Annotated in this window: 10 protein-coding genes; 5 read left to right on the top strand and 5 right to left on the bottom strand. The window is 31.1% G+C overall.

Annotated elements, in window-relative coordinates:
* The first annotated feature begins 124 nt into the window (after positions 1-124).
* Complete coding sequence (locus KO361_04195; GenBank protein ID MCC7574765.1) at positions 125-646, top strand: Lrp/AsnC family transcriptional regulator; 522 nt, start codon at positions 125-127, stop codon at positions 644-646.
* Here KO361_04195 and yvcK read toward each other — a convergent pair whose 3' ends face one another.
* Entirely contained in the window at positions 647-3448 is a 2802-nt protein-coding gene (gene yvcK, locus KO361_04200) for a uridine diphosphate-N-acetylglucosamine-binding protein YvcK (GenBank protein ID MCC7574766.1), read from the bottom strand. It abuts the gene before it with no gap.
* 112 nt (positions 3449-3560) lie between these two features.
* Between yvcK and KO361_04205 the strand changes: the two genes are divergently transcribed.
* The 3 genes from KO361_04205 (at position 3561) to lysS (ending at position 8622) form a co-directional block, all read left to right on the top strand.
* Complete coding sequence (locus KO361_04205; protein ID MCC7574767.1) at positions 3561-4325, top strand: hypothetical protein; 765 nt, start codon at positions 3561-3563, stop codon at positions 4323-4325.
* 25 nt (positions 4326-4350) lie between these two features.
* Complete coding sequence (locus tag KO361_04210; protein MCC7574768.1) at positions 4351-7059, top strand: hypothetical protein; 2709 nt, start codon at positions 4351-4353, stop codon at positions 7057-7059.
* Positions 7060-7128: 69 nt separating this feature from the next.
* The gene (lysS, locus tag KO361_04215) at positions 7129-8622 is read left to right on the top strand and encodes a lysine--tRNA ligase (GenBank protein MCC7574769.1); all 1494 of its coding nucleotides are present in this window, start codon (positions 7129-7131) and stop codon (positions 8620-8622) included.
* On the opposite strand, the gene KO361_04220 is transcribed toward lysS, so the two are convergent.
* From KO361_04220 to KO361_04230, 3 genes are all read right to left on the bottom strand, one after another.
* A complete protein-coding gene (locus KO361_04220; protein ID MCC7574770.1) occupies positions 8623-9417 on the bottom strand; it encodes a glycerophosphoryl diester phosphodiesterase membrane domain-containing protein in 795 nt (264 codons plus the stop codon).
* A gap of 209 nt (positions 9418-9626) precedes the next feature.
* Positions 9627-10013 (bottom strand): NUDIX hydrolase, encoded by a 387-nt coding sequence (locus tag KO361_04225; protein MCC7574771.1) that lies wholly within the window; start codon positions 10011-10013, stop codon positions 9627-9629.
* Position 10014: 1 nt separating this feature from the next.
* Positions 10015-10866 (bottom strand): Nif3-like dinuclear metal center hexameric protein, encoded by an 852-nt coding sequence (locus tag KO361_04230; GenBank protein MCC7574772.1) that lies wholly within the window; start codon positions 10864-10866, stop codon positions 10015-10017.
* A 109-nt stretch (positions 10867-10975) separates the two neighbouring features.
* Between KO361_04230 and topA the strand changes: the two genes are divergently transcribed.
* On the top strand, positions 10976-13234 hold the full coding sequence (topA, locus tag KO361_04235; GenBank protein ID MCC7574773.1) for a DNA topoisomerase I: 2259 nt from the start codon (positions 10976-10978) through the stop codon (positions 13232-13234).
* On the opposite strand, the gene KO361_04240 is transcribed toward topA, so the two are convergent.
* Positions 13231-16482 carry a S8 family serine peptidase gene (locus KO361_04240; protein ID MCC7574774.1) on the bottom strand — a complete coding sequence of 1084 codons (3252 nt, stop codon included), beginning with the start codon at positions 16480-16482 and terminating at the stop codon, positions 13231-13233. The genes topA and KO361_04240 overlap by 4 nt on opposite strands.
* Between the last annotated feature and the right edge of the window lie 44 nt (positions 16483-16526).

The following is a 16526-nucleotide window of genomic DNA, read 5'->3' on the forward strand; positions in this document are numbered from 1 at the left end:
TAAACATTCTCGTTAATTTTTACTTCTTTTTCGAATATTTAGTTGAATTTTTAAACGGTAAATTTATAAACAAAAAAACTTGAGATAGTTTAATAATTAAATAAAAACAAAAGGGATGTGCGTTATGTGGCTTACTAAAAATGAAAAAGCAGTTCTAAATTTACTTTTAGATGATGCTAACATCTCAGACATTTTTATAGCTGAGAAACTTAAGATTTCTAGTCAAGCAGTAGGACGTATAAAAAAGCGCCTCGAAAAAGACATAATAAGAGGCTACACAATTAATTTAAATTCTAAACTTTTAGGGGTTAACATCGTCGCGTTATTTAAAATTTCGTTTAATCAATCAATTGAAAACTTCGATGTTTCTTCATTGGAAAAAAAACTTAAAGAACTGCCTGAGGTAACTATGATGTTTAAAACATTATCTGGTAGTCATGACTATATTTTTCTTGCATCTTTTTCTAACCTGGATGACTTGGAGAAATTTGTAACTGAGAAACGTAATGGTAAGCCTTTTGATTCTTTTTTTATTATTAAAGAATTAATCGCGTTACCTAATAGTTGTGTTTTGAAAAAGTCTGAGAAAAATCTTCTTAAGAAGATGATTGATGATTGCAGAACTAAATCCGCGGATTTTAAATAATCATAAATTAGAAGTTATGTTTATGATTTTGTTTAAAGAATCTCCTTTTTCTAATGAGAATATGAGTGTGTTAGCGCCTTCTTCTTTCGCTATTCTCAGATCTTTTTCGTAGTTGTCTCCTATGAATAAGCATTCATTAGCACTTACGTCTAATTCTTTCAGTACTAATTCAATGTATTTTTTGTTTGGTTTCATTGTTCTTACGTCTTCGCTGCATATTACGCTGTCAAAGAAGCTTCGTAGTCTAAATTTGTTTAACTTAGCTGTTAATAAGTCTTTTGAGTCCTCAGTGACTAAGGCTATTTTGTAATCGCTTAGCACAGGAATCACTTCTTTGAATCCAGGACTTAATACTAAGTTCTTAATGAGTGTTTCTTTGAATAAAGAATAGCCTTTTTCTACGTTATTAAATCCTAGTTTTTTTGATAATAATTCGTATGAATATGTTCTTTTTCGTTTCTTAGGATTTTTTTCTTTTATTAATTCTGATACTATTTTTTTCCATTCATTGTATAAGAGTTCAGGATTTTTTTTGATTTGTTTCGCGAAGAACTTCATCGCTGACATATCCGCGTTTTTAGCACTTGACTTGGTTTGATAAATAGTGTTATCAGCATCAAATATTATTGCTCTTAACAATAAGTCTTTAACGATGTTATTTTTTACGGTTTTGTTTGGAAAAATCATTCTACCTGGTTCACTGCATAAATTATTTTTTATTACGCAGTCAGAAGCGCAGAATAATCCTAATTCGTTTTTTCCAGAAGGTACATATTTGTCTTTACAGTAAACTTCCACGTTTTGTTTCTTAACTTTTGTATAAAAGTTCTTACCGATGATTGTGTTTTTTCCTATTACGCTACTTATTATCTTAGAGTTTTCTCCTATTTTCACGTTTTTATTTATTACTGATTTTGATATGGTGCAATTGTTATTTATGGTTCCTTCAATAGCGCTGTAATTATTTATTACTACGTTATTCTTTATTTCTGCGTCTTTTCCTATAAAAACACCTTTTCCTATCTTAACGTTTTTCCCTATTTTTTTACTTAATATGATTGTTCCAAATTTCTTCGCGAATAATTTATGAGCTTCTAATATGTTCCACGCTCTACCCACATCTACTCTTTCTCCTTTGAATATCCAATACGAAGCTTTTCCTTTCTTTCTCAAAACGTATTCGGCAGGAGGTAGTACTTCTTCAATACCTATTTCATCTACTGCTTTAAAGAATAAAGATCCATTAACTAATACTAAGCCCACGTTTGCTAGGTTTGATGGAAAATTCTTTTTTGGCTTCTCAACTATTTGTACTAATTCATCATTTTTGAATTTGGCAATCCCGTATTCTTCAGGTTTCTTAACTTTTCTTAACGTAACGACACAATCAACCCCTGGTTCTTGATTAAACTTATCTAACAATTCTTGTGTTTGATCCGTTGAAGCTATGCTATCACCGTACTTAACCAAGAAATAATCATTTTCAAGAAAAGAACGTGCACAAAGCAAAGCATTAACAGGTCCTTTTTGTTCTGTTTGCAAAAAGAACTTAAAACTCACATTCTTAACGGATCCATTTCTTTTTTTTAGCTCAGAAACATATTCTGTGTTCACATAATTTCTTATGTCATTAATATTTTCGTTATTACAAATAAAAACAATATCTTCTATTCCGTTACTAATCATTTCATCAGCGTGATGAGCTATTAAAGGCTTACCATAGAAACGAATCATTTCCTTAGATTCCTTGATAGAAAAAGGTTTCATCCGGCTTCCTTTCCCTGCAACTAATATTGCTCCTTTAACTTTTTTTCTTGCTAATCCAATAATTGAATTAGCTAACTTCTTAGAATCATGCCTTATATACAAAGGCTTACCATATTCTTCTTCTGCTTCCTCTTGTATTAAGTCATTAACAACGACTTTCTTAACTATTTTAGAAATCTTATTTATCTGCTCATCGCTCACAAACAAATACTTAGAACCCGCGTTTTCATATCTTTTAATAAGTTTTTTCTCAGGAGGCTTACCATTAACAACTACGAAGTCCAAAACGTTTTTTCCTAAGTACTTCTCTATTTCTTTAACGTGCATGAATAAATCAAAATCATCAGTTACGCCTATTTGAGTAGCTGCGTTAACAACATAAATCTTTCTAGCTTTAGAATTCTTAATAGCTTCAACCATTCCTTTAGGTAATAAATTAACAATAACAGAAGTGTATAAACCTCCAGGTCCTACAACTATTAAATCTGCGTCTTTTATTTCTGAAACGCATTCAGGATTAACCTTGGCATTCTTATTTTTTAAAAACAAATTAGTTATTCTTTTTTTTGAATCGTAACTCCTAGAAATACTTGCTTCTCCTTCCAATATTTTTCCATTACTTAATACTGCACAGACATGAGTGTTACTAAGCGTGCTAGGAAGAACTTTTCCATCTATTTTAAGAATCTTAGAAGCATCCCTTATCGCCTTAGAAAAATCATTATTGTTAAGCTTCGTAAGCGCGGTTATTAGTAAATTCCCGAAATTCATTCCGTGATAAGAAGAATCATTTTTTTCAGATTCAAATCTGAATTTGAACAAATCCTTCATTAACTTAGGAGAATTTGACAAAGAAACCATACAATTTCTTAAATCTCCAGGTGCTAATATGTCGAATTCATCCCTTAAAACACCTGTGCTCCTACCACTATCAGTAACAGCTACTATCGCCGTCAAATCAGAAGTATACCTTCTAAGACCTGACAACAAAACACTTTGCCCTGTGCCGCCCCCGATGCACACAATTTTAACCATTAATACTTGTCATTGTTATCTTATTTTTATAATTTGTTCTTTTCAAACAATTTTTTAATAATTCTCGCACTTAAGAGTAAACTTTATATATTCAATAAAATAAAACAATTAAATGATTAATTTTAGGGGTAAGAGGGCTCAAATAACTATTTTTGTTATTCTAGGAATTTTATTAGTTGTTGGATTAGTTTTGTTTCTTTCTTTGAGAAAAACTGATTCTTCGGTTGATTTTACTGGGCAAGCTGATTTAAACGCTGTTTTGGCTAATATTAATAGTTATTCTACTAATTGTTTTGATAATGTTGTTGATAAAAGTGTTAAAGATGTTTTGTTACAGGGAGGATATTATGATTTAAGTGAAGTGAATCATGAATTGATTGGTTCTTTTTCTATTCCTTATTATTTTAAGGACTACACAAAGATCGTGCCTTCTGAGGAAAGAGTTCTTGAATCTATAAGGTTAATGATTATTGATAACTTTGATTCTTGTGTTGATGATTATTCGGCTTTTGATGATTTTGATATTGAAATCGTTAAACAAAGTACTTCTGCAAATATTGAATCTGATAACGGTTTATTAATATCTTTAAATCCTAATTTAGTCGTTGTTAAAAATGATTTATCTATTGATGTTGAGGGTTTAACAAAATTCGTTGTGTTAGATGTTAATTCTTTGCTTTTGGCTGCTGAAGAAATTATTGATTCGCATATTGGTTTTGATCAAGGTTATGTTAGTTTGACTAGGATTTCCGCAGCGGTTAATAATCACGGATTGTTTTTTAATGCTTTAAGTTATGAGGATAGTGTTGTTTTATTATTGAAAAATAGTGTTGATTCAAGTAACGTATTAGTTTTTATGTTTGAGTTAAATAATTAATTATTAGATGTGATGGTTGAAGAAAATGAATGTGAAAAAATTTGTTGATGTGAATTCGTTAAGAACTTTGTTGTTCTTTGTTACTTTTTTTTCTTTGTTTTTTGTTCAAGTAGTTTCTGCTCAGAATTTTGAGTACAGAGTAGGTGCTTATATTGATAAATTAGAACTTGTACTTCATGATATGGGTTGTACTTATGTTGATGGTGGTAAAGAATATAATTTGTTGAAAACTAATCTTGATGCTTATAAGTATCTTAAACCTAAGCCTTTTGGTTCTTCTTGGGAAGAATATATTAGGGATTATGATTTTGAACCTTATGATTGTGTTGGAACTCCTGTTTATTTGGGGGCTAGGACTTCTGTGAAAGAAGTTGATCATGGTAGATATCCTCGTTGGATAAGATTAGATAATGATGATACTTATGATAGGTTTTTAGAAGGAGAATTAATGCCTGAAACTGAGCAAGGTCCTATTGAATACGTGATTTTAGATACTAGAAAAGTTGATTTGAAAAGTGTAACTAATGAGTTGTTGTTTGATTTAATAATTGGTGAAGGTGTATTTGAGCTTCCTAGAAGAAATGTTTCTTATAGGTATGGTCCTATGATTACATCTGTACCAATTAGTAGTGCGCCTTTTGTAGTTACGTTGACTTGGGATTCTATTAATGATCAAATCTTTGTTTATGAAGTGGATGATGAATCTGTTTTGTTAAATGAATTAACTAAGAGGCTTGAATCAAATCAGAATCAAATTATTGATTTGTTTAATTATTATAAGGATGATAATTTGTATATGGCTAAGGGCGCTGAAGTTGTTAGAAGAAAGTTTTGGGAGCATCATGGTTTTTATGATTATGATTCTGTTTGTTCTTATGATAAGGATTCTTTGAAAGATTTGAAGTATTATGATTATTATTTTTGTGATGGTAATCAAGTAATTCTTCCTTCTAAACAATATGTGGATTGGATCGCGGATGCTAGTACTAATCAAGACTTAAAAAATGATATAAGGTTTAGTTTTTATCATGAATTATTGGCTGATGAATTGGTTAAAAAAAATCCTAACATTGTGAATGCTTTGAATGAGTTACGCAATTTAGATTTTTGTGAAAGGGTTTTAAGGGCTGATATTCTTGGTAATGATCCTAGTTTTAGAGGGGCCTTTTTAGAGTTGGATGATATGAGACGAATTTTAGGGAATCATATAACTCTTGAAGAGTTTGATTTACTTAGAATTAATTCTTTTAATAGACACGTTTTATTGGAAGGATGTGATTTGAGCAAAGTTACTCTTGCGGGTGCTGGAGAAACAACTATTGTTGGAGGTACTAAGTTCGGTGTTAGAAATTATGCTTTTCTTCCTAGTTTGTTGTTGAGGAACTTAGATTTGTACATTTATGAGGATGTGAATCCTAGTAATCTTATTGCTTGGGCTAAGTTGAATTATTCTGCGTATAATGCTTCCAATATTAACAATCCTTTTGAAATGGTTTTTACTCCTCTTTACAAAGGTAATTATCCTGTTATTGATTCTGGATTAAAAACAGAGGTTCTGCCTAGGCCTTTAGTTGTGTATCAAGATAATTTTAAGCCTTCTTTTACTTTTTTTAGTGATGCTAGAATAGTATCTATTGAAAAAGGCGTTGTTAATCTTCAGGATAAGTTTATTAATAATGATAGAAAGATTTCTTTTAATTTGGCTGCTTTAAGTCATACTGGTTCTGCTATAAGGTCTAATCCTGAAGTTGTTACTGCTGGTTGTCTTAGGGTTTTAGATAATGATTTTTGTGATTCTTTTATTAATATAAGGTTTGAAAATGATTTTTTAGTTATTAATATTGATGGTTCTTCGGGTGATGTTGATATTAATAATTATATTAATTCAGGTTCAGGCATGGGTCGTTATAAATTAGAGCTTTCAGGTTCTGTTGATAATCCGGTTACTTTAATTAATGGTGATAAGACTTATGAGATTACTGGCGATGTTGAAATAAATATTGCTTCTGTGACTTCGAAAGCAGGCAGTACTGATCTCACTGTGAATAAGGATTTTAGATTGCAAGAAATGACTGTTAGTGTTAATAAGGGTGATTTTATTGTTTCTGAAAGTAATAATAAGTATATTTTGGCTGAGGGTAGTGACGCTAAGATTTATTCAATTTTAGAAAATAAGAATAATGAATGGGTTTTAGAAGGTTCTTCGGGTTCTATTTTGTTAGAGCAAGGTTCTGTTGAGATGATTCAGAACGGGGTATCTGTTATTCATACTAGTTCTACTCAGCCTGTGCTTATTAATGATGAATCTAATCCTTTTTCTCGTAGAGGTATTGATTCTGGTTCTTTGAGTGTTCCTGAAATAATTGCTAATTATGATGATCCTTTGAATGTTATTTCTTTGAAACAAAATAATTATGTTGTTAGTGAATTCTCAGATTTTAAAGGAGTTTTTAGAACGAGTTTTGATCCTTTGACGTATATGGAATTACATGGTAATTTGGGTGAAGGCGCAGTTATTGGTTTTAATAATGGTTGGGATATTTATAGGGATGGTGAGGAACTTGTTTTTGTTAATTCAAAGTTTCATGCTACTAATACTGGTGGTGCTTTGGAAGATGAGTTATTAATGTTTATTTCTCCTCCTCCGCCTGACGCGATTATTAAGATGGGTGATAAGAATACTAAATTGAATCAGGATACTTTTAGTCAATTATTATCTCTTTTGGCTCAATAACTTTTTTTTCTTTTTTTTTCGAAACTTTTTTAATATCTTTTTCTTTCTAGTTGTGTAGGTGGTATTTTTATGAGTGATGAATCTAATAAGTCGTCCGGCGTTGCTCTTGTTGAGGAGCGTTTGAGGAAGCTTGATGAGTTAAGGAATCAGGGTATTAATCCTTATCCTTATACTTTTGATGTTACGTCTTTTGCTGATGAGATTAAGAAGAAGTATGCTTATTTGAAGCCTGAAGAAAAAGTTGAGGATGTTGTTTCTGTTGCGGGCAGGGTTGTTTTGTTTCGTCGTATGGGTAAGGCTTCTTTTATTACGATTCGTCAGGATTCTGGGGATTTGCAGTTATATATTAGGAGTGAGGATGTTGGGTCTGATAATTATGATTTGATTAAGAAGTTTGATCTTGGTGATTTTATTGGTGCTTCTGGTTCTGTTTTTAAGACTAGGATGGGTGAAGTAACTGTTTATGTTCAAAAGTTTGAAATGCTTTGTAAGGCGATTAAGCCTTTGCCTGATAAGTATCATGGTTTGCAGGATCAGGAGTTGAAGTATAGGAAGAGGCATTTGGATTTGATTATGAGTCCTTCTTCTAAGGATGTTTTGACTAAGCGCATGCTTATTCTTAAGTATATTCGTGAGTTCTTGGATGCGCGAGGTTTCTTGGAGGTTGAGACGCCTGTTCTTCATACTCTTTATGGGGGGGCCGCGGCGAAGCCTTTTAAGACGTTTCATAATACTTTGAAGATGGATTTGTTTCTTAGGATTAGTCCTGAGTTGTATCTTAAGCGTTTAATTGTTGGTGGTTACGAAAAGGTTTATGATATTAATAAGAATTTTCGTAATGAGGGTATTGATGCTACTCATAATCCTGAGTTCACGATGCTTGAGTTGTATGAGGCTTACGCGGATTATCAGGACATGATGCGTTTGACTGAGGAGCTTTATGAGTTTGTTGCTTTGAAGATTAATGGTTCTACTAAGGTTAATTTCAAGGGTAAGGAGATTGATTTGAAGGCTCCGTGGAAGCGCGTGACTATGCTTGATTCTGTTAAGGAGCACGCGGGTATTGATGCTTCGTCTATGTCTGTTGATGATTTGAAAAAATTTGTTAGGGATAAAAGGGTGGAGTTTGATAAGGAGGAGACTTGGGGTAATTTCGTTTTGGCTATTTTTGAGCATTTCTGTGAGGATAAGTATGATGATCCTGTTTTTGTTATTGATCATCCTGAGGAGTCTACGCCTTTGTGTAAGAAGCATAAGACTGATTCTCGTTTGATTGAGCGTTTTGAGCCGTTTTGTTGTGGTATGGAGCTTGCTAATGCTTATTCTGAATTAAATGATCCTTTGCATCAGCGTAAATTATTGGAGGATCAGGCTCGTCAATTAAAGTTGGGTAATGAGGATGCTAATCCTTTGGATGAGGATTTCTTGGAGGCTATTGAGCAGGGTATGCCTCCTACGGGTGGTTTAGGTATTGGTGTTGATAGGTTGGCTATGCTTATTCTTGGTCAAGAATCTATTCGTGACATCTTGTTTTTTCCTACTATGAAGCCCGAGAAAAAATAGTTATTTCTTTATTTTTTTGTTTTCTTTTTTGTTTTTTAGTCCTTCGTATAGGTGAACTGCGAAGATTACTATGAATAATGTTACTAGTAGTTGAGTCGCGTTTGTTATTAGTATAGATATTATTTGTGACGTTGTGCTTAGTCCGGTTGCTATCGCTGTTTTTCCTTCTATTGCTATTAGTGTTGTTCCTATGGTTATGGTTATGGTCATCATGATTATCATCGCGATTAGACCTATTAGTAGTATTTTTCCGAATGTTTTCCACCAATTATTTTTTACTAAATAGAAGCTTTGTTTCATGCTTTTTATTATTTTTTCGTCTTTGTCTACTATTATGTATTGTGCGAACATCCAGTAAACTGAGAATATTATTCCTGGTATTATTAATAACGCGTACAAAGGTATTAATAATATGAATACTAGTGCTGTCAGGCCTATTAGTCTTAAGTAGTACTTTGAGCTTTTTTTTACTGCTTCTTTTATTGTTTTTGTTTTCTTATTTTTTAACAATATGTATAGTATTGTTACTAGTCCTACCATGTTTATTAAGAATAATATTAGGCTTAAAGCGCTGTGTTTTATTAGTTCTTGTATTATGATGTTCCAGTTAAGTGTTTGTGTTAATTCATTAACTATTAATGATTCATCTATTTGTGTTAGTATTGAGTATATGTTGTATATTGTGTAGGGTAAGAATTGAAATATTAAGAGTATTATTGAGAATGTTTTGAAGTTCTCTTTATATGTTTTCCAGGTTTTATTAAATAAGTATTCTAATTTTGTTTTGTTTTCCATGTTTTTTTTATTTGTGGTTCTTTGTTTATAAATTTTTCCAAATAGTAGTCAACGACAAAAATAAGTTATAATGTCTAGCGAACCCTCTAATATATATTCGACACGTATAAGACTCGTTGGTGTCATCAAAAGAATAAATAGATGTGAGCACATTATAAGAAACTTAAGTTGCTGAACTATAGTAATTTCACGAATGTTGAATAAGTTGTTTATAAATTATTATTTAGCATTTCTTTGTAGAACGGTTGCCAAAAGTTTATTTTGTTAATATCTTCTTTTTTGTACCATTTAAAGGATTGGTGTTCTTTGCTGATTATTACTTCGTATGGTTCTTTAACTTTTGCTAAATAAAAAACTCCGTACTTTTTTTCATCAGTGAAAATAGTTGTGTGTATTGGTTTTAAATCATGAACTTCTAATCTTGTTTCTTCTTTTATTTCTCGTATTAATCCTTCTTTTGCTTGTTCTCCTTCATCTAATCTTCCTCTTGGGAAGTGCCAAGAATTTATAGGTTCGTTAAATTGCAACATTAAGAATTCATTCTTAGAATTAGTTATTATTGCGTATTCTCCTATTTTTGTTTTCATATGCGTCATTTTACATGTCTTCTATTACTGGTTCATCATTTACGAATTCTGATTCTAATCCTAATTCTTTAAAATAAGTAGTCATTGATATACAAGCAAATTTCTCCGTTGAGTAATGCGTACCTCCTAGTATGTTCATCTTGTTTTTCTTTGCGAATTCATGTGCTGGTTTTGATCTTTCATTTAATAGAGTTATTCCGGTTATGAAAGTATTAGTATTTTCTCTTAATGCGTCATCTAAGTATTCTGCTTCGTTTCCTCCTCCAGCTATTATTGCGATTCTTCCATTCTTTATTTCTTTTGTTCCGTATTCATAAAGACTTACTTCGTGCCCTAACACTTCTAACATTTTTTCTTTTAGTTCTTGAACATCAACAAGATTGGTTTTGGCGATTACTCCGCTCATTCCTCCTAAGTAAGGCGAGAAGGGTTTTTCAACTATTAATCCGAGTGCTTTAGCTAAACTATTACTAGTAGAATGCTCTCCATAATTATCTAAAGGTGAATGCAAGTTATATATTGATATTTTTTGTTCTTTGAATTTTTCTAGTAATTCAGGTTTCATTTCTTGAAACACATTCGGCGCTTTGGTTATATCCCAATCAGCTGGGTGGTGAACAAATAATAACGCGTTAGTCACGTTTTCAGCTATTATTTTTTGCATTACTTTCTCTGATGGAAAAACAGAGGTGTAAACTTTATTAATTTCATCTGTGAAATCACATACTAAGCCTATGCTTCTTTTTTTGTATTCTTCAGTCACGTATCTTTGTATGTTCTTTATGTTTTCTTCCCAGTCATCACTCATTTCCTGAGTTATGAAGTCTTTTTCAAGTCTTTCATATAATTTTTTTGATTTCATATATTTGTTTAAAGTTAGTTGTTTTTAATATTTTTCCTGTTTTTTCCGAAATTCTTCCGATTTTTGTAATCAAAACATTTTTAAGGTTCTTATTTAATCTTTGTTTCTTATGTCAGAATTAATTATAACAGAAAAACCTAGTTCGGCAAAGAAAATAGCTGAGTCATTAGCCGACGGTAAACCTAAGAAAGAAGTTGTTAATGGAGTTACTATTTTTTCTTTAACTCATGGAAAAACAGATATAAGAGTTGTTAGCGCGGTTGGTCATCTTTATACTTTAGCTGAGAAAGTTAAGAGTTTTGCTTATCCTGTTTTTGATATTGAGTGGAGACCTATTCACTTAGTTAATAAAAAAGCAGTTTTTTCTAAGAAGTACTTAGATGTTATTAAGAAAGAATCTAAAAAAGCTAAGAGCTTCGTTGTTGCTTGCGATTATGACATCGAAGGAGAAGTTATTGGTTTGAATATTGTTCGTTTTGTTTGTAATCAAAAAGACGCGTCTCGTATGAAATTCTCCACATTAGTTAAAGAGGATGTTATAAAGTCTTATGATAATAAACTTCCTAGTCTTGATTGGGGTCAAGCTTTAGCGGGTGAAACTCGTCACTTTCTTGATTGGCTTTACGGTATAAATATTAGTCGTGCTCTTTCTACTTCTGTTAAGAAAGCTGGCGCGTTTAAGATTCTTAGTAGTGGTCGTGTTCAAGCTCCAGCTCTTAAAATAGTTGCTGATAAAGAAAAAGAAATTCAAGCTTTTAAGCCTGTTCCATTCTGGCAAGTTGTTCTTGAACTTAACAAAAAGATTAAGTTTGACGCTATTCATGAAAAAGACAAGTTCTGGGATGAAAAAGAAGCAAAAACTGTTTTTAACAAAGTTAAAGATAAAAAAGATTGCGTCGTTGAATCTTTATCTAAGAAGAAGTTTGCTCAACAAGCACCTTTTCCTTTTGATCTTGGTTCTTTACAAAGTGAGGCTTACAAATTATTCGGAATTTCTCCTAAGGCGACTTTGCAATGTGCTCAGAGTCTTTATCTTCAAGGTTTAACATCGTATCCTAGAACTTCTTCTCAGAAGCTTCCTAAAGAACTTAATCTTAGTAAAGTGATTAGTGATTTGGCTAAGAATCCTGAGTACAAAAACAGCGCTGAATTTTTGTTATCTAAGAAGTTATTAAAGCCTAATGAAGGTAAGAAAGATGATCCTGCGCACCCTGCGATTTTTCCTACAGGTTCTAAGGGTAAGATTAGTGATGATCGTGAAAAAAAAGTTTATGATTTAATAGTTAAGCGTTTCTTTGCGTGCTTTGGTGAGCCTGCGATTAGGGAAACTGTTACTGCTAAATTCGTTGTTGCCGAAGAATTATTTGTTTCTAAAGGTACGTCTACTCTTGTTAAGGGTTGGCATGAATTATACGAACCTTATGTTAAACTCAGCGAGGATGAATTACCTGTTCTTCAAAAAGATGATGTTGTTGTTATTAAGAAATCTGATTTGTTATCTAAGGAAACTCAACCTCCTAAGCGTTTCACACCTGCTTCTTTAATTTCCGAACTTGAAAAGAAAGGTCTTGGTACTAAGGCTACTAGGGCGGACATAGTTGAAGCTTTGTATGATCGTGGTTACGTAATTGAGAAATCTATTCAAGTTACTCAACTAGGTATGCACACGGTTCACGTAATGGAGAAATACTTTAAAGAACTAACTGATGAAGAATTCACTAGGGATGTAGAAGATCAAATGGAGCTTATTCGTAGTAAAAAAAAGAAGCCTGAAGATGTTCTTGATGATGCTAAAAAGAACTTAATGGTTATTCTTGATAAGATTAAGAAGCACGAAAAATCTATTGGTGAAGAATTATTAAGTGCTAATAAAGAAACTCAAGATACTAAGAATTTGCTTGGTCCTTGTCCTCTTTGCGAGGAAGGTTCAATCATGATTAAGCGTGGCAAGTTTGGTTTGTTTGCTGCGTGTAGTAAGTATCCTGATTGTAAAGAAACTTTTAATTTACCTAAGCAAGGATTAGTTAAACCAACAGGTAAGATTTCTCCTCTTGGTTATCCTATTATTAGTTTATTTGTTAAAGGTAAAAGGCCTGTTGAGTTAAGTTTGAATCCTGAAGAAAATAATCATCTTGATGAAAAAACAGAAGAAGAATATCGTTCTATAAAAGAAGGTAGTGTTGATAAGAATTGTGAGAAGTGCGGTGCTCCTATGCGTGTTATGAACAGTATTTACGGAGAATTTCTTGGTTGTACTAATTATCCTAAGTGTCGTCACACGGAAAGTCCTAATGGTCATAACAAAAATGGTTCTAATGGTGTTGTTAAAACTGAGAATAAGGAATCTAAAGAAATTATTAAAGATTAATCATTTTGTTGTTGTTTTATACGCTTAATTATTATCGCGCTTATTATAATTAATTGTGTTGTTATTACAAATATCAAAAAAATCTTATTTGTTTTATCAGTTTTTATTTTCTCAATTTCTTCTCTTTCTTCATGTGTTAATTTAGGGTCTTCTATTTGTTTTTTTGTTTCTGTCTCCTTTACTCCTATAATGAAATAACTGAATCCTTGCGTTATTGAATTATATTTTATTGTTGTTTCTGTTTCTTCTTTTATTATTGTTATTAATTCTTCCCATTCTTCGTTGTATCTGTAAAGTCTTATTTTTTCAGCGCTAGTATTTTCTTTCTTTATCCATGTTTTTTCCACTTCGAATTCTATTATTGTTTCTGTTTGATTTAATTCATTAAGGTTGTCTAATGCTTTTATTTCATATAATTTATAGATTCTTCCCTGAAAAAAATTTATTTCTTTTATTTTTTCCTGAGTTATTTCTTTTATGGTTATGCTGTTTTTATTATCGGATAATATTTTTATTTCTTTTTCTTCATCAACTTGTTGTTCTTCTGTTTTCTTTTCAGCAGGGGGTATTGAAAATGAAGTTGTCGTTGTTTCTCCTCCACCTCCTGATGAACTAGAAGAAGGTTTTGTTATTATTTTTATGTTGAAGTAATTACTTTCTTCACTTAGATTATTTTTATTTGATAATATTTTTGTTTCTTGGTTTAATTCATCCTGACTTAATATTACTAGTTCATCATTATTTACTTCATAAGGTATTTCTTCGTTGCTTAACTCATAATTTGGGTATTCTCCTTGTAAATAATAATCAAAATATTCTTTTAAATTTATTCTTAATTCTTCATTTTTATATCCTTCTTTATCCGTCAAGTTTTTTATTAAAATCATAAAAGGTTCTGGCATGATTTGTATATTCCAAGTATTGTTAGTCTTTGTTTTATTATTTGTGGATTCAACGAATAATGTATGATTTCCTGTTTCTTTTATTGTTGCATTAAATAAATAAGTTTCATTGTTGTTCTTGGTTTCGTTGTTTAGTTTCCAAGTAGTATTTATAGTTCTATTAAAAACGTCTCGCGTTTCAAAAACAAATAATTTTGTTTCATTAAATTCTAAAGTTATATTGTTTGTTTCTGGCGTAACGTTAATTATTGTGAGGGGTGCTGGGTTTATAGTTATGTTCCATTCTTTTGTTGAATTTCCTTCATCATTAATAACTATTAATTGTAAAAAAACATTTTCTTTTCCAGTCGCATTAAAAACATAAAATTCAGAGATGTTTTCTGTGTTGTTTTCAATCCACATAATTGTCAGGTTTCCAGCTATAGGATTATAACTTTCTTGAGTGAATAGAATTGTTTCATTTTCATAAATTTCTAGGATGGTTTCGTTAGGATCTGTGCTTGTTATTATAGGTATGGGGTTTATCACGTTTATAACTAAATTAATGGTTTTATTAATTAAATAATCAGTTTTTTGTTGTTCTGCACTCACATTGTATGTTCCTACATTTAAAGAAATATTTTCTGCTTCTGTTTTATTTTTTATTTCATTATTTATTTTTATTATTTCATTTCCTGATGATTTGTTGATGCTGATGTTATAAAAACCAGGATAACCGGTAAAATTATTTTTTTCTCCATTAATAAATAATTCAAATAAAGGTTCTGTTTTATAATAAATTTCATTCAAATTATTAGTGAAGCCGTGTTCATTCAAAGAAGTTAAATTAAGGATGTGTTTTCCTAGATTCGTAAAATTATTAGTTGTTAAATTTATTTGTCCTGTTTTTTCAGTTATGTTAATTAAGGTAATATTGTTTTCATCAATTAAAAAAAGGTTGGTTTCATAGTCTTTATTGCTTTTTGTTAACCATTGAATTAAAGAATAATTATTTGTGTTGTTTATTAATAAATTAGAACTGATATTTATTTCTACTTCAGGTGTTCTGTTATCAATGATTAAAACAGATGATAAAGCTTGCAAGAAGGTATAATTATGATTTGTTTCCGAATCTTCTAATAAGTTTCCTTCATTTACAAGTATGTTTTTTACTTCACTATTATTTAACTGTTTTTGATTTATTAAGATATTTGCTTGTTGCATCAAAGATATTACTCCTGATACGTGAGGGGTGGCCATAGAAGTTCCTGAACTAGTCTTTGTTCCTGTTAAATGAGTTGATGTTATGCTAGCTCCTGGTGCCGCAATTAAATAATCATAATTTACGCCTCTGTTCGCACTCGAAGCATAAGAATTATTGCCTTGTGTTGAGGTTACAGGTATGACTCTGCTTATGCAAGCAGGGAAATTAACACCTGTGTAATTACCATTATTTCCTGAAGCAACTACAACACTCATATTCTTATTTATGGCTGTATGTATTATTTCTGCTTCTCCAGGATAAGAAGAATCACAATGATTAGGAAATGTTATATTTGCGCCTGCACTTATACTAATTACGCTTATGTTATATGTTTCTTTGTTATCTGAACACCAAATTATTCCTAACATCAATGTGGATAATGAACCTCCACCTGTACTATTAAACGCTTTAACTGCTAAAAGACGAGTATCTGGAGCAACTCCTATTACGGATCCGTTCGCAGCTATTATTCCCGCAACGTGAGTTCCATGCCCTTGATCATCTAAAACATTATTAGATCCTTCTATTGTGTTTCTTCCACCTAACACTTTTGAACAATTACCTGACTCGTACTCTTGAGTTGTACAACCACCTAAAGATTCATGCTCATAATTTATTCCGGTGTCTATTACGCAAACTGTTTGATTTCTTCCTGTTATGTTAGTTCCTAATATTTGTAATTTATTTGTTTCTTTACTACTTATAAAATGAGTGCTTTGACTTAAAAAAACATTTATAGGTTCATCATATCTTATTCTTTTTATGTTTCTTTGATTTTTTAATTCTTCTAATTCTTGCAAGGTTAATTCCACTACGTACATATTGCTTTTTTCTTCTATTATTAACGCGTTTATACCTTTATTACTCAGAGTATCTTTTACTTTTTCATTATTACTCATTATCAAGCTTTTTCTAGGTAAATCATTTTCAGATATTATTACTCTTACTCTTTCTTGATTTTCTAACTTTTTTATTATTAAATTATCTATTATAGGTTTTTCATCTAGAACTACATATCCTAATATGTCTCCTATCATAAAAGCACTAATTACTAGAAATGTCAAAGCCACATAGGAACTAATTATTTTTTTTTTCTGATTCATAAAACCTCCTTAAAATTTTTCTTTTCTTTAATAAGAAATATTAA

The sequence above is a fragment of the Candidatus Woesearchaeota archaeon genome, assembly GCA_020854775.1.
GTDB lineage: Archaea > Nanobdellota > Nanobdellia > Woesearchaeales > 21-14-0-10-32-9 > 21-14-0-10-32-9.